Below are 21,918 nucleotides of genomic sequence, written 5' to 3'. Positions count from 1 at the left end.
GGACACCTGTTGTTCAATCTGCAACTCGCAACCCAAGGAGCCATGTCATGAAAATCAACGTTGGCGGCATCGACCGCATCCTGCGCATCGTGGTCGGCCTGGTGCTGATCGCCCTGGCCGCCACCGGCACCGTCGGCTGGTGGGGCTGGCTGGGCGTGATCCCGCTGGCCACCGGCCTGTTCCGCGTCTGCCCGGCCTATTCGCTGCTGGGCATGAACACCTGCCCGCTGCACGGCAAGAGCGAGTCCTGATCGAGGCGGCAACCGGCCGCCACCGCGCGGCCGGAGCCGTGGCCGGTACGCCGCGCTAGGACGATCGCGCCGCCGTGCCAGCCTGGCCGCCCCCGAGCGCCTGCAGCAGCGCGGCGCTGTCGGTGAGCCGCTGCGCGCGCGCGGCGATCAGTTCGCTGCGGTTGCTCTCGGCCTGCTGCCGGGCGACCAGCAGCTGCACGTAGCTGGCGGCGCCCAGCGCGTGCTGGCGCTGCACCGAGGCCAGCGAGGTCTGCGCTGCCGCGTCCGCCGTCGCCAGCGCGGCCAGCGCCTGTGCGTCGTGGTCGAGCGCACGCAGGCTGTCGGCCACCTCCTGCAGCGCACCGAGCACCACCACCTGGTAGTTGGCCGCTGCGGCATCGAAGGCGGCCAGCGCGGCGCGCTTTTCCGCCGGCAGGCCGGGGTTGAACAGCGGCTGCGTCAGCTGCCCGACCAGTGCCCACACCGCCGAACCCCCGCCGAACAAGGCCCCCGCGCTGAGCGCCTGCGATCCCAGGCTGGCGCTCAGCGTGAGCTGCGGGTACAGCCTGGCGACCGCCACTCCGTACTCCGCATTGGCCGCGTGCACCAGCGCCTCGGCGGCCAGGATGTCGGGGCGCTGGCGCACCAGTTCGGACGGCAGCGTGAGCGGCAGTTCGGTCGGCAGCCGGAACTTGTCGAGCGTGAAGGCTGGTGCGCGGGCCACGCCCGGTGGCTGGCCGGCCAGCACCGCCAGCAGGTGCTCGCTTTGCTCCATCTGCTTGCGCAGTGTGGGCAGGCGCGCGCGCGTCTGCTCCAGCTGCGCCTGCAGCGCCGGCACCTCGACCGGCGCGAGCTGACCCAGGCGCACGCGCTGCCGGGTCAGGGCGAGCTGCTCGTCCTGCGCCTTGACCAGCGATTCGACCGCCTCAATCTGGCCCGCCAGCCGAGCGCGCGTGATGGCGGCGCTGGTGATGCGGGCCGCCAGGCTCAGCTGCGCGCCGGCCAGTTCGTGCGCGCGGTACTCGGTGCGCGCCGCCAGGGTCTCCAGCGCGCGCCGGTTGGCGCCTGCCAGGTCGAGCCGGTAGCTGATGCCGATGCCGGCGTTGTAGAGGCTGTACTCGCGCGCATCGCCGGGTAGCCCCTGCGCGCTCGGCGTGACGCGCTGGCGCCCGGCGCCGGCGCTGGCTTCGATCTGCGAGTACAGAGTCGAGCCGGCGCGTGCCGAGTGCAGCTCCTCGGCCTGGCGCAGTGTGGCCCGCGCCGCCGCCAGGTTCGGGCTGGCGGCCAGGGCCTGGGCGATCCAGTCATCGAGTTCGGCCGAGCCGAGCGCACGCCACCACTGCCGATCGACCACAGCGCCGGGCTGGAAATGCTGCGCCTGACCCAGCAGGCCCTCGGCCGCCACGGTCTGCGCGGGCAGGGCGGTGCTGGTGTAGGCCGACACGTCCGGCGCTGCCGGGCGCCTGAAGTCGGGGCCCGCGGTGCAGGCCGCGAGCGAAGCGATGGCCAGCACCGACAGCAAGCCTCTGGCGCGGATGGCGGTGTGCCGGGTCTTGTTCATGATGGCTCCTTTGCCTGGGCGGGAAAGCCGCGATGCCCTGGTCATGCTCAGCGCGGCAGTTGCTCGGCCATGTGCGCCGCATGGAAGCGCTCGAGCGCCGCGATCACTTCCTCGGCCTCGTCGACGATGGAAAACAGGTCCAGGTCGGCGGGCGCGATGTAGCCCTCGTCGACCAGATGCTCGAAGTCGATCAGGCGGCGCCAGAACGCGCGCCCGACCAGCACCACCGGGATCGCCGGCATCTTGCCGGTCTGGATCAGGGTCAGCACCTCGAACAGCTCGTCCAGCGTGCCGTAGCCGCCCGGAAACGCCACCAGTCCGCGCGCGCGCCGCAGGAAGTGCATCTTGCGGATGGCGAAGTAGTGGAAGCGGAACGCCAGTTCGGGGCTGATGTAGGAGTTCGGCCCCTGTTCCTGTGGCAGCGTGATGTTGAGCCCGACCGAGCGCGCGCCGGCCTCGAAGGCACCCCGGTTGGCCGCTTCCATGATGCCGGGCCCGCCGCCGGTGACGACGACGAACTCGCGCCGCTGCTGCTGCTGGAAGCGCGCCGAGATCAGGTGTGCGAAGCGGCGTGCCTGTTCGTAGTGCTGTGCCTGCCGCACGCGGGCGCGTGCCAGGTGCGCGGCCTGGGCGGCGGCGGGCGTGTCGCCGGCATGCTGTTCCAGTGCGGTCAGCCGAGCGCGTGCGGTCTCGGTGTCGCTGACCCGGGCGCTGCCGAATACCACCACGGTCGAATGCACGCCTTCCTGGTCCAGCACGCGCTCGGGCTTGAGCAGTTCGAGCTGCAGGCGCAGCGGCCGCAGTCCGTCCTGGTTCAGCAACTCGGTGTCTTCATAGGCCAGGCGGTAGGCGGGCGATTCGTGGATGCGCCGCAGGCGTTCGGCCGGATCGGGAGACGGTCTCATGGTCTGCCTGCTCCTGGCTTGATCGGCGTGCGCCATGCGCGCAGGCTTTCCAAGCCGCGTGCTGTATCGGGGTTTCTGTGGGGACGCTTCGCCTGGCTCTCCATGTGCCGCCTCAGTCGAACGTGCGCCCTTCGCCGGCTTCCTCGTGCGTGACGCCGTCGCGGATGTGGTAGATGCGCTTGAAGGTCGGGATGATCTTCTCGTCGTGGGTGACGACGATGATGGCGGTCTCGAAGCGCCGCGCCATGTCGTTGAGAATGCGGATCACCGCCATGGCGCGCTCGGAATCGAGCGGGGCGGTGGGCTCGTCGGCCAGGATCACCGGCGGGCGGTTCACCAGGCCGCGCGCGATCGCCACGCGCTGCTGCTCGCCGCCCGAGAGCTGCGAGGGCATGGCCTTGGCGCGGTGCTGCACGTCGAGCGCGGTCAGCAGCTCGAGCGCGCGCTGGCGCGACTCGGCATTCGACGCCCCGGCCAGCATCGGCAGCAGCGCGACGTTGTCGGTGACGTCGAGGAACGGGATCAGGTAGGGTGCCTGGAACACGAAGCCGATCTTGTCGCGCCGCAGCGCACGCAGGTCGTGGACCTTCCAGCCGCCGTCGTAGATCACCGTGTCGCCCAGCACCATGCGGCCGCCGGACGGGTCGATCACCGCGCCCAGGCACTTGAGCAGGGTGCTCTTGCCCGAACCCGACGGCCCGATCAGCCCCACCACCTCGCCCGGCGCGACCTGCATGTTGACGTTCTTGAGCGCGTCGACCGCGGTGTCGCCGCTGCCGTAGCGCTTGCACAGGCCTTCGATGCGGATGCCTTTCTGGTCCATCTCAACCACCTATGGCTTCGGCCGGATCGACCTTCAGCGCCATGCGGATCGCCACCAGGCTGGCCAGCACGCAGATCGTCAGCACGGCAAAGAAGCCGATCACGGTGTCGCCCGGCACCAGCAGCACGTACTTGGGGAACACCGGTGCCGCGAAAGTGGCGCTGATCTTGCCGACCACGAAGCCGATCACGCCCAGCACCAGCGCCTGCTGCAGGATCATCCAGGCGATGGTGCGGTTGCGCGTGCCAATCAGCTTGAGCACCGCGATCTCGCGGATCTTGTCCATGGTCAGCGTGTAGATGATGAAGGCCACGATAGCGGCGCTGACCACCGACAGGATCGCTAGGAACATGCCGATCTGGCGTGCCGAGGTGGCGATCAGCTTGCCGACCAGGATCTCCTCCATCTGCGCGCGGTCGTACACCGTCATGCGCTTCCAGCGCCGGATCGGATCGGCCACCTCCTGCGGCGTGACGCCCGGCCGCAGTCGCACCAGCACCGCGTTGACCTGGCTGTTGCTGGTCTGCGAGGCGACCACGGCGTCGAGCAGGCCCGGCACGCCGGGGCGGTTGAAGGCCGGGTTGGTCTCGGTGCGGCGGCGCTGCATCAGGATGGCGTCGTTGTCCTTGAGGAACTGCGCTTCCTGCGCGTCCTTGAGCGGGATGAACACCATCGGGTCGCCGCTGGACGACACCATGCGGCGCGTCAGCCCGACCACGGTGTACTGGTTGCGCCGGATGCGCAGCACGTCGCCGAGCTGGAAGCCGCTGGCCAGATCCGCCACCGCCTCGTAGTGGCCGCGCGTGATCTGGCGTCCGCCGACCAGCTGCGGCGGCCAGCCGGGATCGCCGGGCTGGCCGGCCGTGATGCCGACCACCATGGCGCGCACGTCGCGCTGCCCGCGCCCGACCTGCATGGTCAGGTAGGTGACGTTGGCGGTCTGCGCCACGCCGGGCATGGTGCGGATGCTGCGCCACAGGTCGTCCGGCACGCCGGAAGATTCGGCGTAGGGGCCCAGCGTGCCCTGCTGCACCACCCACAGGTCGGCGCCGCTGTTGTCGAGCAGCACCTTGCCGTCCTCCACCATGCCGCGGTAGAGCCCGGCCATGGTCAGCGTGACGCCGATCAGCAGGCCGAGCCCGAAGCCGGTGAAGATGAACTTGCCCCAGGCGTGCAGGATGTCACGCCCGGCCAGGCTGATCATGGCGCCACCCCGGCGATGCGCTCGACCACCTGGATGCGGCTGCGTGCGCTGAGCGCCTTCTCGCTGTGGACCACGACGCGATCATCCGCCGCCAGGCCCTGCGTCACCTGCACGTTGCCGTCGAGGTCGGCGCGCCCGAGCTTGACGGGGGCGAAGGCGAGTTCGCCATCGGCCAGCTTCCAGACGCCGCGCTGGCCTTCGAAGGTGCGGATGGCGGCGTTCGGAATCGTCGGCGCGTCGGGCAGGGCCGGCAGCAGCACCGTCACCTCGGCCAGCTCGCCCACCGGCGGCAGCGGCGTCGGCGTGCTGTCGAACACGATCTTGGCCAGCATCTCCTCGGTCACGGCGTCGGCCAGCGGCTCGATGCGCAGCACCTGCGCCGGCAGCGCCTGGCCGCGGCGCGAGCGCATCAGCACCTGGGCCGGCAGGCCATTGGTCAGTCCTTCGGCGCTGATCTGGTCGAAACGGGTGTCGATCCACAGGCTGGCCGGGTCGATCACCTCCACCACCGCCTGACCGGCCACCACCGTGGTGCCGGGATCGGCGTGGCGCAGCACCACCAGGCCGGCCACCGGCGTGCGCAGACCGAGGTTGCTGCGCTGTGCGCGCAGTGCCTGCGACTCGGCGCGCAGGCGGCCGACGTCTTCGCGCGCCGCCGCCAGTGCGGCGTCGGCGACGGCCAGTTCCTGCTGCTTGGTCACCAGCGTCTCCTCGCTGCTGCCCTGCACCGCGAACAGCTGCTGGTAGCGCTGCGCCTGGGTGCGCGCATAGGCCTGCTTGGCCTCGGCCTGCCGCAGCGCCGCCTCGGCGCCCTTGATGCCGGCCTGCTGGGCGCGCAGGCGCTCGTCCAGGTCGACCGGATCCATCTCGCCCAGCAGCTGCCCGGCGGCGACGCTGTCGCCCACGCTCACGTCCAGGCGCTTGAGCCGGCCGGCGAAGGTCGGGCCGATCTTGTAGGTGAAGCGCGCCTGCACCGTGCCGATGCCCGACAGCGCCGGCGCCAGCGCGCGTGTCTGCACGGTGGTCGTCGTCACCGCCACCGGCGCCAGCGGACCGGAGCGCAGCACGGTGTAGACGAACAGCAGTGCCAGCGGAATGATGACGGCGATCAGCGCCAGGGTGCGGCCTTGCAGACGGGGCCGCTTCATCGCACGCTCCGGATGCCGCGCAGGTAGATCGCGAACACGGCGGCGGCGTCGCGCCGCAGGTGGCGCACGCTGCCGGCCAGCAGCGACTGCATGACCAGGCCCTGGACGGTGCCGACGAACAGCGTCGCGGCGGCCTGCGTGTCGAGTCCGGTATCCAGCTCGTCCAGCGCCTGACCGGCCGCGAGCAGGCGCTGCAGGCGCTCGCGGTAGTGCTCGACCAGGGTCTGCACCATGCGGCGGGGCAGGGTCTCGGTGGGGCGCTGCAGCTCGCTGAACAGCATGCGCGGCACGCCCGGGTGCTGGGCGATGAAATCGATGTGCGTCATGAACACCGCCTCCAGCGCGGCAACCGGCGAGGCGGCGTCGTGGATCGCGGCATCGATGCGCGCCAGCAGGCGCTCCGACGCCCAGGACATGACCGCCTGCAGGATCGCGTCCTTGCTCGGGAAGTGGCGGAACAGCGCGCCCTGCGTCAGGCCCATGCGCTGCGCGATGGCGGCGGTGGTGATGTCGCTCGGGTTCTGCTCGGCCGCCAAGGCGACCACCGCCTCGACGGTGGCGGCGCGCCGCTCCTCGGCGGGCAGGTGCTTGGGAAGCTGGTTCATCGGATGGGGTCGTGAGATAGTAATTGATTACTATCTTATCCGAGAGTCCGATGCCGGTGAAAAACCTTGCTGGAATCCGTGGTTATTTCCGGCCGGCCGGTCGGCTGCTCGATCGGCCGACAAGCCGCCGGGCAGGTCGGTGGCGGCCGCGGCGGCGGCGCGCGCCAGCCGTCGGCCGCACGCGCTCCGCAGAGGGGCCAGGCGCGTCAGCGCCTCAGGCGCGGATCACTCGATCCGGATGCCGGCGTCGCGCACGATCTTTTCCATGCCCTGGTAGTCGCGCTGCAGTTGCTTGGCAAAGGCTTCGGCGCTCATGGCCTGCGGTTCGGCGCCCTGGTCCTGGATGGCTTTCTGCAACTGGGGCGTGGCCAGCAGCTTGTTCACGGCGCCGTTCATCTGTGCCACGATCGGCGCCGGCGTGCCGGCCGGCATCAGCAGGCCGTACCAGGTGCTCATGTCGAAGCCCGGAAAGCCGCTTTCGGCCACCGTCGGCACCTCGGGCAGCGAGCTGCTGCGCTTGGCGGAGGTGACGGCCAGCGGACGCAGCTTGCCGGCCTTGACCTGGGCCATCGCCGAGGGCACCGAGGACACCAGCAGGTCGACGTTGCCGGCCAGCGCATCCATCAGCGCCGGGTTGGAGCCCTTGTAGGGTATGTGGCGCAGTTCGATGCCGGCGGCCTTCTCGAACTGGTCGCCCGCCAGGTGGATGGTGGTGCCGTTGCCGGGCGAGCCGTAGGTGATGGTGTCGGGGGCGGCCTTGGCGGCGGTCACCACGTCGGCCAGCGTCTGGTACTTGGAGTTGGCACTGGTGGCGATGATCACCGGCGACCAGGCCACGTGGGCCACGGCGACGAAGTCCTTGACCGGGTTCCAGGGCAGGCTCTTATACAGCCAGGGGCCGACCACCAGGTTGTCCTTCTGGCCCATCACCATGTCGTAGCCGTCGGGCTTGCCCTTGGCCGCCTCGGTGATGCCCAGGGTGCCGCCGGCGCCGGCCTTGTTCTCGGGCACGACGGTCCACTTGTTGGCCTCGGTGATTTCCTTGGCCACCAGTCGGCCCAGGATGTCGGTGCCGCCGCCGGGTGGGAACGGGATCACCATGCGGATCGGCTTGTCGGGGTAGGTCTGCGCCTGGGCGGCGCCGGCGATCAGGCCGATCGCCAGCAGGGGAGCGAGCTTGGAGAACATCGGGATCTGCTTCCTGTACGAAATCGTTGTTGGGGGCACGCATGGTAGCGCGCTGTTCGGAAACGGGGTGCGGACGTGAAACGGCCACACTGCGCGCGGAAAAATGAAAGCGCCCGCTTCCGCAAGGAAACAGGCGCTCTTGACTGCCGGAGGGCCGCGCGATGCGCAACCCGGGCCTGGCTTACATGCGCTCGAACACCGCCGCGATGCCCTGGCCGCCGCCGATGCACATGGTGACCAGCGCGTACTTGCCGCTGATGCGCTTGAGCTCGTACAGCGCTTTCACCGTGATCAGTGCGCCGGTGGCGCCGATCGGGTGGCCGAGCGAGATGCCCGAACCGTTCGGGTTGACCTTGGCCGGGTCGGCACCCAGGCCCTTGGTGACGGCGCAGGCCTGGGCGGCGAAGGCCTCGTTGGCCTCGATCACGTCCATCTGGTCGATCGTCATACCGAGCTTCTTCAGGAGCTGCTGCGTTGCCGGCACCGGGCCGATGCCCATGGTCTTGGGCTCGACGCCGGCGTGAGCGTAGCCGACCAGGCGCGCCAGCGGCTGGGCGCCGCGCGCCTTGGCGGCGCCGGCTTCCATCAGCAGCACGGCGGCAGCCGCGTCGTTGATACCCGATGCGTTGGCGGCGGTGACGGTGCCGTTCTCCTTCACGAACACCGGCTTCATCTTCTGGAAGTCCTCCAGCTTGGCGCCGGTGCGGAAGTGCTCGTCCTTGTCGAAGGTGACGTCGCCCTTGCGGCCCTTGCTCACCACCGGGACGATTTGCCCGTTGAAGCGGCCCTCGTTCCAGGCCACCTCGGCGCGGCGGTGGCTCTCCAGCGCCAGCGCGTCCTGCTCCTCACGCGTGATGCCGTGCTCGGCCGCCACGTTCTCGGCCGTCACGCCCATGTGGATGGTGTGGAAGGGATCGTGCAGCGCGCCGACCATCATGTCGACCATCTTGGTGTCGCCGATGCGGGCGCCCCAGCGCGTGGCCAGCGCGGCGTAGGGCGCGCGGCTCATGTTCTCGGCGCCGCCGCCGATGGCGACGTCGTAGTCGCCCAGCAGGATGCCCTGACTGGCGCTGACGATGGCCTGCAGGCCGGAGCCGCACAGGCGGTTGACGTTCATGGCCGGCGTTTCCTTGGGGCAGCCGCCGTTGATGGCCGCCATGCGGCTCAGGTACATGTCGCGCGGCTCGGTGTTGACGACGTGGCCGAAGACGACGTGGCCGACGTCCTTGCCCTCGACGCTGGCCCGCGCCAGCGCCTCCTTGACCACCAGGGCGGCCAGATCGACGGTGGGGGTGTCCTTCAGGCTGCCACCAAAGGTACCTACGGCGGTGCGCACACCGCTGACGACGACGACTTCGCGAGCCATGATTCGAGTCTCCTGCTTGTGGGAATGATCCGGGTTGAAAGCCGACAGTATGACGCCTTCCGCCGACACGCCGCTGACAGTGTCTTGCCGCGGCGCCCTCCGCAGTACCCTTGTATGACAGTCATCAAAGTGTCATACGGCATGCGTAAGGTGCGTGCCGGCGCCCGACCGCCTGGAGAACCCCCGTGAGTAAAGAAGAACTGATCAAGCGCCTGCGCAGCGACCTGCTGGACGGCTACGACGAAGAGCTGGAGATGGAGCTGGAAGACCGCAACATCGATGCGGTGTCCGGCCTGCTGACCGATTCGCCGCAGTACAAGTCGGCGCGGCAGCGCTACTTCCGCGAGCTGTTCCGGCTGCAGGGTGAACTGGTCAAGCTGCAGGACTGGGTTGCCACCACCAAGCGCAAGGTGGTGATCATCTTCGAGGGGCGCGACGCGGCCGGCAAGGGCGGTGTCATCAAGCGCATCACCCAGCGCCTGAACCCGCGCGTGTGCCGCGTGGTGGCGCTGCCGGCGCCCAACGACCGCGAGAAGACGCAGTGGTACTTCCAGCGCTACGTGCCGCATCTGCCGGCCGGCGGCGAGCTGGTGCTGTTCGACCGCAGCTGGTACAACCGCGCCGGCGTCGAGCGCGTGATGGGTTTCTGCACCGAGACCGAGCTGGAGGAGTTCTTCCGCACCGTGCCCGAGTTCGAGAAGATGCTGGTGCATTCGGGCATCGTGCTGATCAAGTACTGGTTCTCGATCTCAGACGAGGAGCAGAACTTGCGCTTCCTGGGTCGCATCCACGACCCGCTGAAGCAGTGGAAGCTCAGCCCCATGGACCTGGAGAGCCGCCGCCGCTGGGAGGACTACACCAAGGCCAAGGAAGAGATGCTGCAGCGCACCCACATCGCCGAGGCGCCCTGGTGGGTGGTACCTGCCGACGACAAGAAGAAGGCGCGCCTGAACTGCATCACCCACCTGCTGTCACAACTGCCCTACCAGGAGATCGAGCGCCCCGAGGTCGTTCTGCCGCCGCGCGTGCGCCATGAGGACTACGTGCGGCACCCGGTGCCGCAGAGCATGATCGTGCCGCAGGAATACTGACGGCGCATCCCCCTGAGCGGCTGGAGCCGCTTCCCCAGAATTCGGAACATCCCCCTGTGCCGCTGACGCGGCTTCCCCCTTCTTGCTGCGCGAAGGGGGACACAGCCAGTGCCCGGCGCAGGTCCGGGCACGGCTGTCGCTGGACTGGCCTGCTCTGCGGCCATTTGGTGGCACGCTGATGGGTCCGGTGAGTCTTAAGTCCGGTCTTGACGCGGCGACCGGAGACGTGCGCGGCAGGGCAGTGGCGGAATTCGCGGGCGATCAGGCGGCTTGCCGCACGTCGGCCACCGGCTCGGCGCCGAAGTCGGGGCGGGCCAGGAAGGCCAGCACGCGGCGCGCGGCATCTTCGGGTGAAGTCAGGTGACCGCCCTGCTTGAGCTGCTCGAAGTTGGCGCGGTCGGGGAACGCCTGGGCGTCGGCGCCGCGCAGTTGTACCTGCATGTCGGTGTCGATCACGCCGGGCGCCAGCGAGCACACGCGGGCGCCGTTGGCGAGCGGCGCCTCGTCCAGCGCGACGCAGCGGGTGAAATGGTCCATGCCGGCCTTGGCGGCGCAGTAGGCCGCCTGCGAGGCCATGGCGCGGCGGCCGAGGCCGGAGGAGATGTTCAGCACCTTGCGCGCGCCTGGCCAGTCGCGCGTGGCGCGCAGGAAGGCCGCGGTCAGCAGCATCGGCGCCTCCAGTCCGACGCGCAGCGCGTGCGCCAGATCGGCGGGGTCGGCGTCGCGCAATGGCACGATGGCCGGGATCACGCCGGCGTTGTTGATCAGCGTGGCGCTGGCGAACGCCTGCGCAGCATGACTGGCCAGCCAGCCGTGCAGGCGCTGGCTGGCGGCTGGTGCGTCGGCTAGGTCGATCGGCCATTGCTCGAGTACGACCTGGGCGCCGGCTGCCTGGCTGGCGAGGTCCGGATTCGCGCGGCGTGACAGGGTCAGCAGCACGTGGCCGGGTTGCAGCAGTTGCCGCGCCATGGCCAGGCCCATGCCGCGCGAGGCGCCGGTGAGGATGAACAGGTGGGGAGCAGGGTTGTTGGGCATGGACGCAATTTAGCCGAAGCATGAAAAAAAGCGCCGCGATGGCGGCGCTTGGCAGCATCCACCTGCCGATGCATGACGCGCCGGCAGGCGGGGTTGCTGGAGTGGAACTCAGATGCTGATGCGCGTGACCTTGGCCGCACCGACCGCGGCGCCAGCCTCGAGGCCGACGTTGGTCAGGATGAACGAGGCCACCGGCTGCTGCAGGGTCTGGGTATCGACCGAGCCGTTGGCGCCGACCTTGCCGACCGCCACGGTGGCGTCGGCGCCGGCGGTCCAGCCGTTCGATGCCTTGAACTTGTTCAGCGCGTCACGCGTGTTGAAGACGTAGATCACCGCCTTGGACTGGCCACCGGCCTGGAAGCCGATCGAGCCGCTGGTGGTGCTGTAGTAGCCGCTGGTGCGGCCGGCCTCGCGCAGCGCGCCCTTGCCATGGTCGACGCCGACCACGAAGCTGCCGCCGACCACCGCCGGGAACACCAGCACGCCGGCCGAACGCTGCACCATCTCGCGCGTGCCCGGTACGGTGGTGTACAGGCGCGCCAGCGTGGCGTCGACGTCGCGCTCCATGGCGGCGCGCGCGGTCGGGCCGGAGGCTTCCGAGCCCTGCGGCGTGGTGGTGCAGGCGACCATGCCGATGCTGCCGAGACCGATGGCGACCGCCAAGCCGATGCTGCGAAGATTGAACTTGTTCATGGATGCTCCTCTCGTCGGGTGAATCGATGGGTGATGCCGAGACTGTAGCCGTGGGTCCCGGGACGCCGCGTAGGACAGCAACCCGCCGGCTTGTCGAGCGGCCGGCACAGGCGCTGTGCGGCGTCCGGCTTCAGTGGCCGCAGTCCCTCAGAACGGCGCCGGGCTGGACAGCGCCAGCGTGCGTCCGTCGGCCGGATGCGCCAGCCGCAGCGCGCAGGCGTGCAGCATGAGGCGCGCGGTGCCGTCCGGCGGGCCGTACAGGGCGTCGCCGACGATCGGGTGGCCGATCGCCTGCAGGTGCACCCGCAGCTGGTGCGAACGGCCGGTGACGGGCTCCAGCTCGACGCGCGTGATGTCGCGCGCGGCGTCGTGGCCGAGTACGCGCCAGCGCGTCAGGCTGGGCTTGCCGCTGGCGTGGTCGACCTTGCTGCGCGGGCGGTTCGGCCAATCAACGATCAGCGGCAGTTCGATGTGGTGCCAGCCGTCGTCGCCAGCAGGCGCGCTCAGGCGCCCATGCACCAGCGCCTGGTAGCGCTTGTGCACGCGCCGCTCGCCGAAGGCGATGCTCAGCGCGCGCTGCATGGCGGCGCCACGCGCCAGCAGCATCAGGCCGCTGGTGGCCTGGTCGAGCCGGTGCACCACCAGGGCGTCGGGCCAGTGGCGCTGGGCGCGCGTGAGCAGGCAGTCGGCCTTGTCGGCGCCGCGCCCCGGCACCGCCAGCAGGCCGGCCGGCTTGACCAGGGCCAGCAGCTGTTCGTCGGCGTACAGGCAGTCGGTGGGGGCGAGGTGCGGATCGGTGTCTAGCACGCTTGCCAGCGGGACTTCAGCCACGATGACGCAGCGGCGGGGCTGCCACTCAGGACGGCAGCGCGACCGCCATGGCGGCGCGCATGGTGTGCACGTCCAGCGGCGACACTTCCGGCGCATGGTTGCCCCAGTTGGTGCGGATGTAGCTCAGCACAGCGGCGATTTCGGCGTCGCTCAGCAGCTGGGTGAAGGGCGGCATGCCATACGGCCTCGGATGACCGGCGGTGGCGGGGCCGAAGCCGCCGTACATCAGCATTTGCACCAGGTTCTCGGTGCGTGCCAGGGTCACCGCGCGGTTGCCGGCCAGCGCAGGGTAGGCATTGGGCTGGCCCTCGCCCTGGTCGCCGTGGCAGCTTGCGCAACGGTCCTGGTACAGCTGTTGGCCTGCCAGCACCAGGCGGCCAGCAGCGGCCGGCGCGGGCATCGCGGATTCGGCCGGCGGCGGCACCTGCTGTGGCAGCGATTGCAGGTAGCTGGCCATGGCGCGCAGGTCGGCGTCGCTGAAGTACTGCGTGCCGTGCAGCACCACCTCGGCCATCGGGCCGCTGGTGCTGCCGCGCTCGGCCTGGCCGGTCTTGAGCAGGCGCACGATGTCCTCGAGCGGCCAGTCGGCGACGCCGGCCTCGCGTGCGGAATGCAGCGAGGGTGCATACCAGCCCTGCGGCTTCATCAGGCCGCCGCCGAAGCTGTTCCAGTCGGCGCCGCCCCAGCGGTCGCGGCCGGCATGGCAGGCCGAGCAGTGCGCGACCGCGTGTACCAGGTAGGCGCCGCGGTTCCAGTCGGCGCCACGCGCCGGCTCGGGCTCGAAGTCGCCGGGCCGGAAGTACAGCGCGCGCCATCCGGCCAGCGACAGCTGCATGCTGTAGGGCCAGCGCAGCTGGTGTGCCGGCACCTCCTGGCGCGACGGCGGCAGGCTGTGGAAATAGCTGAACAAGGCATCGCTGTCCTCGCGCGTCAGCAAGGTGGTGTGGGTGTAGGGAAAGGCTGGGTAGAGCAGGCGGCCGTCGGCCGAGCGGCCGTGGTGCAGGGCGCGCCAGAAGGCGGTCGCGCTCCAGTGCCCGATGCCGTGCTCGGGATCGGGCGTCAGGTTGCTCGAGTACAGGGTACCGAAGCTGGTGGCGATCGGCAGCCCGCCGCCGCCGGCGTCGCCACCGCGCGCGGTGTGGCAGGCCAGGCAGTTGCCGGTGCGCGCCAGGTAGGCGCCGCGCGCGATCAGGGCGGTGCGGTCGCCAGCGGGCGCCGCCTGGTCGTGGATGTCGACGCCGTCGTTGTAGTTGAGATGCCAGAGCGCCGCAGCACCGGCCAGCAGCAGGGCCAGCAGCGCGAGCGCGCCGACTCGCAGCATCCTCACGGCCGCGTCCCGGGCAGTGGCGCGCTGCCGCACTTCAAGTCGGGCGCGTCCGGCGCCAGTGACGGCTTGTGCGCCGCGGGCCGCGCATCGGCGGGCACCGGCTGCGTGGCGAGCCAGCTGACGACGGCATGCACGTCGCGGTCCGACAGGCGCTGCACCACCTCGGCCATGCAGTCCGGCGCGTGGGCGCGGCGCTGTCCGGTGCGCCAGCCGCCGAGTTGCGCGATCAGGTAGTCGGACGGCATGCCTAGCAGGCCCGGCACCTCGGGCAGCGTGCCGGTCAGCTGCTCGCCATGGCACTGCACGCAGGCCGGCAGGCGCGTGCCCGGGTTGCCGTGCAGGATCAGCTCGCGACCGTGCGCCAGCAGCTCGGCGGACGGTGTGCCAGGCAGCGGCGCGGGCGGCGGGTAGGGCACCTCGAGCGCGGCGAAGTACTGCGCGATCTCCATCAGGTAGCGGTCGCTCAGCATGTCGACCATGCGCGTCATCAGGCCATAGTGGCGCCGTCCGTCGCGGAAATTGAGCAGCTGGTTGTAGAGGTAGCCGGCCGGCTTGCCGGCCAGGCGCGGGTAGTAGCCGTCGGGTCCGGCGCGGCCCTGTTCGCCGTGGCAGAAGGTGCAGGCCTTGGTGCGCTCGGCGATGCTGTCCTCGAACGCCGGCGCCGCGCTCGCCGCGGCGGCAAGCCAGGCGCAGGCCAGCAGCAGGATCTTCAGCAGGAATGGAAGACGGCGACGGGGCATGCAGGCCGGTACTGGGCGCGTTCGGTCCGCCGAACTCAGAAGGTGTGAATGAATCCGCCGTGTTCGAGCGGATCGTCAAAACGGCGCCAATCGAGGCGCAAAGCGCGGGCGTAGCTCGTGCTACGGCGAGCATTTGCAACGATGAGTGGTGCCGTTTTGGCGGTACGAGCGGGCATGGCGGGTTTGTTCACACCTTCTCAGTACACCACGATCTCGACGCGCCGGTTGCGCGGCTCGGCGACTTCGTCGGCAGTCGGCACCAGCGGGTCGCGTTCGCCGTGACCCGACGCAACCACGCGCGCCGCATCGAAGCCGCGCTGGATCAGCAACTCGCGGATCGCCTCGGCACGCTGCAGCGACAGGCTGTCGTTGGCCTCCAGCTTGCCGACCCGGTCGGTGTGGCCGATCACCGCGATCTCGCCGCCGGGCCGCGCCGTGGCGTCGTCCAGCACCTGGCTCAGCTGGCTCATCGACTTGTGCGTCAGCTGCGCGCCACCGGTCTCGAAGTGCAGCGTGAAGCGTTGCGCGGCGGGTGGTTGCACCGCCAGCAGCTCGCCGTAGCGACGCTTGACCTGGGCCGCGTCGAGTTGCTCGGTGCTGACACTGCCGGCACGTACCGCGGCCGCGTCGTAGGGCTTCGACAGCACCGCACTGGACGCTGCCGTGCTGACTTCCACCGAACCGGTATGGCCGCCCTGCTGCGGCAGCAGGACCACGCGCGTTGCCGGTGCGCAGCCGGCGACCAGCACTGCCCAGCCCAGCAGCCAGGCGGCCGGTTTCACGATCGCTGCTCCACGATGAAATCGGTGCCGCGCACGCCGATCACCGTGGTTGGTGTCGTGATCTTGACCTGCTCGGGCTTGAGCTTGGCGATCAGGCCGGTCACCACGCGCAGCGAGCCGCGCATCAGCGAGATCAGCACGCTGCCGTCGTGCGTCGTGCTGTCGAAACGGAATTCCGTCAGGTCGACGGCGCTGTCGGGCCCGATCGACAGCACGGTGCCGTCGCGCAGCGTGATGGCGGCGGCGCTGCCGGGGCCGGTGGTGACGCGGTCGGACGTGTGCAGCGCGGCACCGACGATGGCGGCGCTGCTGACCTTGCCCCGCATCACGGTGACGTCCCCCTGCACCGTCTTGAAGGTGCCCTCGCGCTGATCCGCCATGGTGGCGGATGGAGGCACGGTGCTGGCTGACGATGCGGACGGCACCGTGGCGGGTTCCTGCGCGAACGCCAGCGTGCAGCACAGCAGCGCGCCTGCGCCGGCAGCCTGGATCAGACGGACGAATCGGATCGACATCTCATGGTTCCTCTTTGGGCGCACCGCAGCATGCAGCATGCCGGCGGCCGCCATGGGATCGTACAACAGCGGCGGGGCAACGGCTGTAAGACACGGGCGTCCCATGGCTGTCGCCGCCGCCCGCCGCTGCGGCGACAATCGCCGGCACCGCGCCTGGCGCATTCCCACGCATTTCCGGCCACCCGCATCCCGATGTCGCTGCGCATTGTCCTGGCACCCATGGAAGGCCTGCTCGACCACGGCCTGCGCGCCATCCTGACGCGCGTCGGCGGCGTCGACCGCTGCGTGTCGGAATTCATCCGCATCACCGATCGCCTGCTGCCGGCGCGCAGCTTCATCCGCGTGGTGCCCGAGCTGCTGAGCGACAGCCGCACGGCGGCCGGCGTGCCGGTGCGGCCGCAGCTGCTGGGCAGCGACCCCGTGTGCCTGGCCGAGAACGCGGCCCGCCTGGCCGAGCTGCGGCCGGCCGGCATCGATCTCAACTTCGGCTGCCCGGCCAGGACCGTCAACCGGCACCGCGGCGGTGCCGTGCTGCTGGACGAACCGGAGCTGATCCATGCCATCGTCACCGCCGTGCGCCGCGCCGTGCCGGCGCACATCGCCGTGTCGGCGAAGATGCGGCTGGGTTATGACGACGACACCCGCATGCTCGACTGCGCCCGTGCCATCGCCGCGGCCGGCGCCAGCGAACTCGCGGTGCACGCGCGCACCAAGGCGCACGGCTACCGGCCGCCGGCCTACTGGGAGTCGATCGCCCTGATACGCCAGCAGTTGCCGCTACCGGTGATCGCCAATGGCGAGATCTGGAGCGTGCAGGACGCCGCGCGCTGCCGCGAAGTCACCGGCTGCGACGCGCTGATGCTGGGGCGCGGCATGGTGCGCCGACCGGGCCTGGCGCTGGCCATCGCCGATGCGGCCAGGGCCGCCGCCCAGGGACCGCACGAGCCGGTGGCGTCCTACAGCGACGCTGCCATCGCCGCCTTACCATGGCGGCGCGTCGTGCCGCTGCTGACGGATTTCTGGACCGATGTGACGGCCCGCGTGGAGCGGCGTCACCGCGCGGGGCGGCTCAAGCAATGGTTGAATTACCTGCGCGCGGCCTATCCGGAGGCGCAGCAGGCCTTCGATGTGCTGCGCGCCGTCAACGATCCGCAGGCGGTCGGCACTTGGGTGCAGCGCACCCAGGCGCAGTATGCGCGGCTCGATTTGCCGGTGACGGCGCGCGCTGCAGCCTGAATCCATCGCACCACAACATCCACCTGACAGGGAAATCATCTTGGCCTCCAGCCTGCTCCTGCTGCTCGACGACATCGCCACCGTGCTCGACGACATCTCGGTCATGAGCAAGGTGGCCGCGCGCAAGAGCGCGGCCATGGCGGACGACGTCGCCGTGCTGACCAAGGTGTCGGCGCAGAAGACCGCCGGCGTGCTCGGCGATGATCTGGCGCTGAACGCGCAGCAGGTCACCGGCGTCAGTGCCAACCGCGAGATCCCGGTGGTGCGGGCGGTCGCCAAGGGTTCGCTGGTCAACAAGGCGATCCTGGTGCCGGCAGCGCTGGCCATCAGCGCCTTTGCGCCCTGGGCGGTGACGCCGCTGCTGATGGTGGGGGGCGCGTTCCTGGCCTACGAAGGCTTCGAGAAGGTGGCGCACAAGTTCCTGCACCCGAAGGAGGCGGATACCCACGAGGCCGAGCTCGAGGTCGCGCTGGCCAACCCCCAGGTGGACCTGGCACAGATGGAGAAGGACAAGGTCAAGGGCGCGGTACGCACGGACTTCATCCTCTCGGCCGAGATCATCGCCATCACCCTGGGCACGGTGGCGGGGCAGGACTTCTGGACCCAGCTGGCGGTGCTGGTCGGTATCGCGCTGATCATGACCGTGGGCGTCTACGGCCTGGTGGGCGGCATCGTCAAGCTTGATGACCTGGGCCTGTGGCTGAGCCGCAAGGCCAGCGACGCCGCGCAGGCGATCGGCCGCGGCATCCTGTGGCTGGCGCCGTGGCTGATGAAGTTCCTGTCGGTGGCGGGCACGGCGGCCATGTTCCTGGTCGGCGGCGGCATCATCGCGCACGGCATCGGGCCGCTGCACCACCTGATCCAGGAGTGGAAGGCCGCAGCCGGCGGCATCGGCTGGCTGGTGGAAATGCTGGCCAATGGCGGCGTCGGCATCGTGGTCGGCGCCATCGTGGTGGCGGTGGTGGTTGCGATCGGCAAGCTGCGCGGTCAGCCGGCAGCGGCGCACTGAGCGGCTGGACGCGGCGCTGCTATGCAGGCTGGCCAGCGTGGTGCGTTAGGCGCGCATCGGCATCGGCGTAGGTAGCGCGCGCACCGGACCTGCCCGGCGAGTTCACTCCACCGCCACGGTCTTGCGCAGCTCGCGCTTGAGCAGCTTGCCGCTGGGATTCTTGGGCAGGCTGTCCAGGAACACCACCCGCTTCGGGCTCTTGAAGGCCGCCATGTGGGCGTTGCAGTGCGCGATGACCTGACCGGCCGTCAACTCCTGACCCTGCTTGACGACGATGACCGCCGTCACCGCCTCGACCCATTTCGGATCGGGCAGGCCGATCACGGCGACCTCGCTGACCTGCGGCAGGCGGTAGATCATCTCCTCGACCTCGCGGCTGGCGACGTTCTCGCCCCCAGACTTGATCATGTCCTTCTTGCGGTCGACCACGCTGATGTAGCCCTCCTCGTCGATGGTGCCCAGATCGCCCGAATGGAACCAGTCGCCCTCGAACGCGGCCTTCGTCCGGTCGTCGTCGTGGAAATAGCCCTGCATCAGGTGCGGCGAGCGGTGCACGATCTCGCCGACCTCGCCCACGGCGACGTCCTGCATCCGGTCATCGACCACGCGGGTCTCGACGTTGATGACCGCGCGGCCGGCCGAACCGGGCTTGCGCAGCTGGTCCTCGGGGCCCAGCAGGGTGGCTAGCGGCGCGATCTCGGTCTGGCCGTACAGGTTCCACAGCCGCACCCCGGGCAGGCGGCGGGCGATTTCCTTCAGTACCTCCACCGGCATGCTGGAAGCGCCGTAATAGCCCTTGGCGAGCTTCGACAGATCGGTCTGGTCGAACAGCGGCGAGCGCAGCAGCCCGATCCACACCGTCGGCGGCGCGAAGAAGCTGGTGATGCCATGCGCCTGCATCATCGCCAGCAGGTTTTCCGGCGTGGGCCTGGCCGTGATGTGGTTCTCGCTGCCGATGTAGATCGCCGGACCGAAGAACACGTCGAGCTGCGCGCAGTGATACAGCGGCAGCGCGTGCAGCGCGACGTCGGCTTCAGCGACTTCGGCGTTGATGCAGCAGCTGACGTACTGCCACAGCACGGCGTCGTGCGTCAGCATCGCGCCCTTGGGCGAGCTTTCGGTGCCGCTGGTGTAGACGATCTGCAGCAGGTCGGTGCTTTGCAGCGGGGTGTCGGGCAGCGCGTCGGTGCAGGCCGCCAGTTCGTGGAAGCTGGCCATGCCGTCCACCGGCTCGCTCGGGTCTTCGCTCGGCAGCCAGATTAAGTCCTGCACCTGCGTGTCCAGCGCCGCCGCGGCGCGCGCCAGTTCCGCCAGGCCGCTGTCGGTGGCCAGCGTCTTCGCGCCCGCGTGGCGCAGGATGTAGGCCACCTCGTCGGCTTTCAGCATGAAGTTGATCGGCACCAGCACGGCGCCGAGGCGCGCCAGCGCAAAGCGGATGGCGGCGAAGCCGTGCGAGTTGCGCGCCAGCACCGCCACCTTGTCGCCATGCCGTATGCCGCGCTGCGCCAGCCCGGCGGCAAGCCGTGAGACCAGCGCATCGAACTCGGCGTAGGTCCAGCGGGTGTCGCCGCAGTGCACGGCCAGCTTGTTCGGCAGGCGGGCGGCGGTGCGGCGCAGCAGATCGGCCAGGGTCTGGCGGCGAACGATGGGGTGCATGGTCACTCCTGGGGCGGCGCGGGCCGGCTGTCAGTCGAGAAAGGCGCCGAAGCCCTGCGGCGGCTCGAAGCGCTTGTTGCGCCAGACCACGCGCGTGGGCACCGGCTCGGGCAGCGCGCGCTCGCGCAGCGGGTGGTCGGCGTCGCCCGGATAGCACAGCACGCGCATGTCGCCGATCTCGAAGGTCTCGGGTTCGATCAGCGGCGGCCGCCGCCCGCGCGCGGCCTGCATGGCGCTGGCCACGCTGGCGTGCTGCAGCAGGTGCAGCAGGCTCACGATCTGCGGCGGCGCCATGTCGATCTCGTAGGCGCGGTACTGCGTGAGCGCCGCATGCGGGGTCAGCCAGCGTGCCTCGGTGACCTCGTAGTCGTCCTGGCGCACCTCCTGCAGCTTCGGCACGGCGGCGAGGAAGAAACGGGTGTCGAAGCGCTTGTTCATCACCGACGGCCGGCGTGGCGTGATCCAGCGCGACCAGGGTGCCAGCGCGTCGGTGTCGAGCCGGGCATCGTGCTCGGCCAGCAGCGCGGCAAAGGACTCGCCCGCACGCAGCCGGCTACAGGTGCGGCTGCTGTGCAGGGCGATCTCCTCGGCGCCGACCTGCAGGAACAGCACGCCCGACTCCTCGGCCGCCTCGCGTGCGGCGGCGACGTAGAAGGCCGCCGCCTGGCCGGGTGTCAGGCCGGGTTCGCCCAGCCGCGCGTGCAGCTCGGCCGCCGGGCGGTCGAGCCGGTCCAGCATGCCGGCATGGCCGTCGGCCGCATCCAGCTTGCCGCCCGGGAACACATAGGCGCCGCCCAGCTGGTCCGACTTGTTGTGGCGGCGCAGCAGCAGCACCTCGAGCCCCGCAGCGCCATCACGCAGCATGACCACGCTGGCGGAGTCGCGCGGCGGCGCGTCGACGATCACGTGATTGAGTTCCATGGGCACCGATTGTGCGGCCAGGCGCGCACGGCCTGCTGTCCGGTCGGCAACATCGCGTGCAGCCGGGCTGCTTTACAGTCCGGGCCGAGAACCGGACGCAAGGAGTGCCTGAACCCATGGAACGAATCGACTTCAGCGGCCGCGTGGCCATCGTCACCGGCGCCGGCGGCGGCCTCGGCCGCCTGCACGCGCTGGCGCTGGCCGAGCGTGGCGCCAAGGTGGTGGTCAACGACCTGGGCGGCGCAGTGGATGGCAGCGGCGGCTCGGCCAGTGCGGCGCAGCAGGTCGTCGAGGAAATCCGCGCTAGCGGCGGCGAGGCGATCGCCAATGGCGCCTCGGTGACCGATTTCGATGCCGTGCAGGCGATGGTGCGGCAGGCTGTCGATACCTGGGGCCGGGTCGATGTCGTGGTCAGCAACGCCGGCATCCTGCGTGACAAGAGCTTCGCCAAGATGGGGTTGGATGATTTCCGCCTGGTGCTCGACGTGCACCTGATGGGCGCGGTGCATCTGTGCAAGGCGGTGTGGCCGATCATGCAGGAGCAGAAATACGGCCGCATCGTGCTGACCACCTCGTCCAGCGGCCTGTACGGCAACTTCGGCCAGGCCAACTACGGCGTCGCCAAGATGGCGCTGGTGGGGCTGATGCAGACGCTCAGCATCGAGGGCGCCAAGCACGACATCCGCGTCAACTGCCTGGCACCCACCGCCGCCACGCGCATGACCGAGGGCCTGCTGCCGGCCGAGGTGCTGGCGGTGCTGCAGCCCGAGGCCGTGGTGCCGGCGATGCTGGTGATGGCCGCCGAACAGGCACCCAACCGCGCCATCCTGTGCGCCGGCGCCGGCACCTACGAGGCGGCGCACGTGACGCTCACGCGCGGCGCGCACCTAGGCCTGGGCGCCGACACGCCCGAGCGCCTGCTGGCGGCGCTGGCGCAGGTCAGCGACCGCAGCGGTGACACCGTGCCGATGAGCGGCGCCGAGCAGGGCAGCAACGAAGTCACCCAGGCCCTAGCGGCACGCCCTTGATCGAGGTCAGGAAGCGGGCGTGGG

At 70.2% G+C, this 21,918-nt stretch carries 22 protein-coding genes; 5 read left to right on the top strand and 17 right to left on the bottom strand.

Annotated features, from left to right (window positions below; translation table 11 throughout):
* Positions 1-47 precede the first annotated feature (47 nt).
* Positions 48-251: a YgaP family membrane protein gene (locus PK606_RS06980; RefSeq protein WP_324562118.1), complete on the top strand. Its 204-nt coding sequence runs from the start codon at positions 48-50 to the stop codon at positions 249-251.
* A gap of 55 nt (positions 252-306) precedes the next feature.
* On the opposite strand, the gene PK606_RS06975 is transcribed toward PK606_RS06980, so the two are convergent.
* From PK606_RS06975 to bktB, 8 genes are all read right to left on the bottom strand, one after another.
* Positions 307-1,791, bottom strand: a complete 1,485-nt coding sequence (locus PK606_RS06975) for an efflux transporter outer membrane subunit (protein ID WP_324562116.1) — start codon at positions 1,789-1,791, stop codon at positions 307-309.
* Between the two features lie 47 nt (positions 1,792-1,838).
* Positions 1,839-2,696, bottom strand: coding sequence for an LOG family protein (locus tag PK606_RS06970; protein WP_324562113.1), 858 nt, complete (start codon positions 2,694-2,696; stop codon positions 1,839-1,841).
* A 112-nt stretch (positions 2,697-2,808) separates the two neighbouring features.
* A complete protein-coding gene (locus tag PK606_RS06965) occupies positions 2,809-3,519 on the bottom strand; it encodes an ABC transporter ATP-binding protein (protein WP_324562110.1) in 711 nt (236 codons plus the stop codon).
* Position 3,520: 1 nt separating this feature from the next.
* Positions 3,521-4,723 carry an ABC transporter permease gene (locus PK606_RS06960; protein ID WP_324562108.1) on the bottom strand — a complete coding sequence of 401 codons (1,203 nt, stop codon included), beginning with the start codon at positions 4,721-4,723 and terminating at the stop codon, positions 3,521-3,523.
* On the bottom strand, positions 4,720-5,871 hold the full coding sequence (locus PK606_RS06955; protein WP_324562106.1) for an efflux RND transporter periplasmic adaptor subunit: 1,152 nt from the start codon (positions 5,869-5,871) through the stop codon (positions 4,720-4,722). The genes PK606_RS06960 and PK606_RS06955 overlap by 4 nt, the downstream gene beginning before the upstream one ends.
* Positions 5,868-6,476 (bottom strand): TetR/AcrR family transcriptional regulator, encoded by a 609-nt coding sequence (locus tag PK606_RS06950; protein ID WP_324562104.1) that lies wholly within the window; start codon positions 6,474-6,476, stop codon positions 5,868-5,870. Before PK606_RS06950 ends, PK606_RS06955 begins: the two co-directional genes overlap by 4 nt.
* Positions 6,477-6,701: 225 nt before the next feature.
* Complete coding sequence (locus PK606_RS06945; protein WP_324562102.1) at positions 6,702-7,664, bottom strand: Bug family tripartite tricarboxylate transporter substrate binding protein; 963 nt, start codon at positions 7,662-7,664, stop codon at positions 6,702-6,704.
* 181 nt (positions 7,665-7,845) lie between these two features.
* Complete coding sequence (gene bktB / locus PK606_RS06940) at positions 7,846-9,030, bottom strand: beta-ketothiolase BktB (RefSeq protein WP_324562101.1); 1,185 nt, start codon at positions 9,028-9,030, stop codon at positions 7,846-7,848.
* A 185-nt stretch (positions 9,031-9,215) separates the two neighbouring features.
* Here bktB and ppk2 point away from each other — a divergent pair, with 185 nt between their 5' ends.
* The gene (gene ppk2, locus PK606_RS06935) at positions 9,216-10,121 is read left to right on the top strand and encodes a polyphosphate kinase 2 (RefSeq protein WP_324562099.1); all 906 of its coding nucleotides are present in this window, start codon (positions 9,216-9,218) and stop codon (positions 10,119-10,121) included.
* Between the two features lie 261 nt (positions 10,122-10,382).
* On the opposite strand, the gene PK606_RS06930 is transcribed toward ppk2, so the two are convergent.
* The 7 genes from PK606_RS06930 to PK606_RS06900 form a co-directional block, all read right to left on the bottom strand.
* The gene (locus tag PK606_RS06930; RefSeq protein WP_324562097.1) at positions 10,383-11,156 is read right to left on the bottom strand and encodes an SDR family NAD(P)-dependent oxidoreductase; all 774 of its coding nucleotides are present in this window, start codon (positions 11,154-11,156) and stop codon (positions 10,383-10,385) included.
* Positions 11,157-11,264: 108 nt separating this feature from the next.
* On the bottom strand, positions 11,265-11,849 hold the full coding sequence (locus tag PK606_RS06925) for a BPSL1445 family SYLF domain-containing lipoprotein (RefSeq protein ID WP_324562095.1): 585 nt from the start codon (positions 11,847-11,849) through the stop codon (positions 11,265-11,267).
* 147 nt (positions 11,850-11,996) lie between these two features.
* Entirely contained in the window at positions 11,997-12,656 is a 660-nt protein-coding gene (locus PK606_RS06920; RefSeq protein ID WP_502920797.1) for an RluA family pseudouridine synthase, read from the bottom strand.
* 49 nt (positions 12,657-12,705) lie between these two features.
* Positions 12,706-14,001 carry a c-type cytochrome gene (locus PK606_RS06915; RefSeq protein ID WP_324562169.1) on the bottom strand — a complete coding sequence of 432 codons (1,296 nt, stop codon included), beginning with the start codon at positions 13,999-14,001 and terminating at the stop codon, positions 12,706-12,708.
* A 2-nt stretch (positions 14,002-14,003) separates the two neighbouring features.
* The gene (locus tag PK606_RS06910; protein ID WP_324562091.1) at positions 14,004-14,747 is read right to left on the bottom strand and encodes a c-type cytochrome; all 744 of its coding nucleotides are present in this window, start codon (positions 14,745-14,747) and stop codon (positions 14,004-14,006) included.
* Positions 14,748-14,944: 197 nt separating this feature from the next.
* Positions 14,945-15,289, bottom strand: coding sequence for an OmpA family protein (locus PK606_RS15935; protein WP_502920796.1), 345 nt, complete (start codon positions 15,287-15,289; stop codon positions 14,945-14,947).
* A 236-nt stretch (positions 15,290-15,525) separates the two neighbouring features.
* Positions 15,526-16,044: a FecR family protein gene (locus PK606_RS06900; RefSeq protein WP_324562087.1), complete on the bottom strand. Its 519-nt coding sequence runs from the start codon at positions 16,042-16,044 to the stop codon at positions 15,526-15,528.
* A 192-nt stretch (positions 16,045-16,236) separates the two neighbouring features.
* Between PK606_RS06900 and PK606_RS06895 the strand changes: the two genes are divergently transcribed.
* Positions 16,237-17,280 carry a tRNA-dihydrouridine synthase gene (locus PK606_RS06895; protein ID WP_324562085.1) on the top strand — a complete coding sequence of 348 codons (1,044 nt, stop codon included), beginning with the start codon at positions 16,237-16,239 and terminating at the stop codon, positions 17,278-17,280.
* A 37-nt stretch (positions 17,281-17,317) separates the two neighbouring features.
* Positions 17,318-18,289 (top strand): DUF808 domain-containing protein, encoded by a 972-nt coding sequence (locus PK606_RS06890; protein ID WP_324562167.1) that lies wholly within the window; start codon positions 17,318-17,320, stop codon positions 18,287-18,289.
* A 102-nt stretch (positions 18,290-18,391) separates the two neighbouring features.
* Here the strand turns inward: PK606_RS06890 and PK606_RS06885 are convergent, their stop codons facing one another.
* Complete coding sequence (locus tag PK606_RS06885) at positions 18,392-19,945, bottom strand: acyl-CoA synthetase (RefSeq protein ID WP_324562083.1); 1,554 nt, start codon at positions 19,943-19,945, stop codon at positions 18,392-18,394.
* 30 nt (positions 19,946-19,975) lie between these two features.
* Entirely contained in the window at positions 19,976-20,866 is an 891-nt protein-coding gene (locus tag PK606_RS06880; protein WP_324562081.1) for an NUDIX hydrolase, read from the bottom strand.
* A gap of 116 nt (positions 20,867-20,982) precedes the next feature.
* Between PK606_RS06880 and PK606_RS06875 the strand changes: the two genes are divergently transcribed.
* The gene (locus tag PK606_RS06875; protein ID WP_324562079.1) at positions 20,983-21,894 is read left to right on the top strand and encodes an SDR family NAD(P)-dependent oxidoreductase; all 912 of its coding nucleotides are present in this window, start codon (positions 20,983-20,985) and stop codon (positions 21,892-21,894) included.
* Positions 21,895-21,918 lie beyond the last annotated feature (24 nt).

It is taken from the genome of Ottowia sp., assembly GCF_035444425.1.
GTDB lineage: Bacteria > Pseudomonadota > Gammaproteobacteria > Burkholderiales > Burkholderiaceae_C > Ottowia.
The sequence above is the reverse complement of the archived record's forward strand: the minus strand, read 5'-3'. Positions and strand labels throughout refer to the sequence as shown.

Excerpts from the sequence above, each read along its gene's own strand:
- PK606_RS06880 (WP_324562081.1), bottom strand. The coding sequence starts at position 20,866 with ATGGAACTCAATCACGTGATCGTCGACGCGCCGCCGCGCGACTCCGCC.
- PK606_RS06885 (WP_324562083.1), bottom strand. The coding sequence starts at position 19,945 with ATGCACCCCATCGTTCGCCGCCAGACCCTGGCCGATCTGCTGCGCCGC.
- PK606_RS06965 (WP_324562110.1), bottom strand. The coding sequence starts at position 3,519 with ATGGACCAGAAAGGCATCCGCATCGAAGGCCTGTGCAAGCGCTACGGC.
- PK606_RS06970 (WP_324562113.1), bottom strand. The coding sequence starts at position 2,696 with ATGAGACCGTCTCCCGATCCGGCCGAACGCCTGCGGCGCATCCACGAA.
- PK606_RS06910 (WP_324562091.1), bottom strand. The coding sequence starts at position 14,747 with ATGCCCCGTCGCCGTCTTCCATTCCTGCTGAAGATCCTGCTGCTGGCC.
- PK606_RS06975 (WP_324562116.1), bottom strand. The coding sequence starts at position 1,791 with ATGAACAAGACCCGGCACACCGCCATCCGCGCCAGAGGCTTGCTGTCG.
- PK606_RS06980 (WP_324562118.1), top strand. The coding sequence starts at position 48 with ATGAAAATCAACGTTGGCGGCATCGACCGCATCCTGCGCATCGTGGTC.
- PK606_RS06960 (WP_324562108.1), bottom strand. The coding sequence starts at position 4,723 with ATGATCAGCCTGGCCGGGCGTGACATCCTGCACGCCTGGGGCAAGTTC.
- PK606_RS06900 (WP_324562087.1), bottom strand. The coding sequence starts at position 16,044 with ATGTCGATCCGATTCGTCCGTCTGATCCAGGCTGCCGGCGCAGGCGCG.
- PK606_RS06945 (WP_324562102.1), bottom strand. The coding sequence starts at position 7,664 with ATGTTCTCCAAGCTCGCTCCCCTGCTGGCGATCGGCCTGATCGCCGGC.
- PK606_RS06955 (WP_324562106.1), bottom strand. The coding sequence starts at position 5,871 with ATGAAGCGGCCCCGTCTGCAAGGCCGCACCCTGGCGCTGATCGCCGTC.
- PK606_RS06925 (WP_324562095.1), bottom strand. The coding sequence starts at position 11,849 with ATGAACAAGTTCAATCTTCGCAGCATCGGCTTGGCGGTCGCCATCGGT.
- PK606_RS06895 (WP_324562085.1), top strand. The coding sequence starts at position 16,237 with ATGTCGCTGCGCATTGTCCTGGCACCCATGGAAGGCCTGCTCGACCAC.
- PK606_RS06950 (WP_324562104.1), bottom strand. The coding sequence starts at position 6,476 with ATGAACCAGCTTCCCAAGCACCTGCCCGCCGAGGAGCGGCGCGCCGCC.
- bktB (WP_324562101.1), bottom strand. The coding sequence starts at position 9,030 with ATGGCTCGCGAAGTCGTCGTCGTCAGCGGTGTGCGCACCGCCGTAGGT.
- PK606_RS06915 (WP_324562169.1), bottom strand. The coding sequence starts at position 14,001 with ATGCTGCGAGTCGGCGCGCTCGCGCTGCTGGCCCTGCTGCTGGCCGGT.
- PK606_RS06930 (WP_324562097.1), bottom strand. The coding sequence starts at position 11,156 with ATGCCCAACAACCCTGCTCCCCACCTGTTCATCCTCACCGGCGCCTCG.
- PK606_RS06875 (WP_324562079.1), top strand. The coding sequence starts at position 20,983 with ATGGAACGAATCGACTTCAGCGGCCGCGTGGCCATCGTCACCGGCGCC.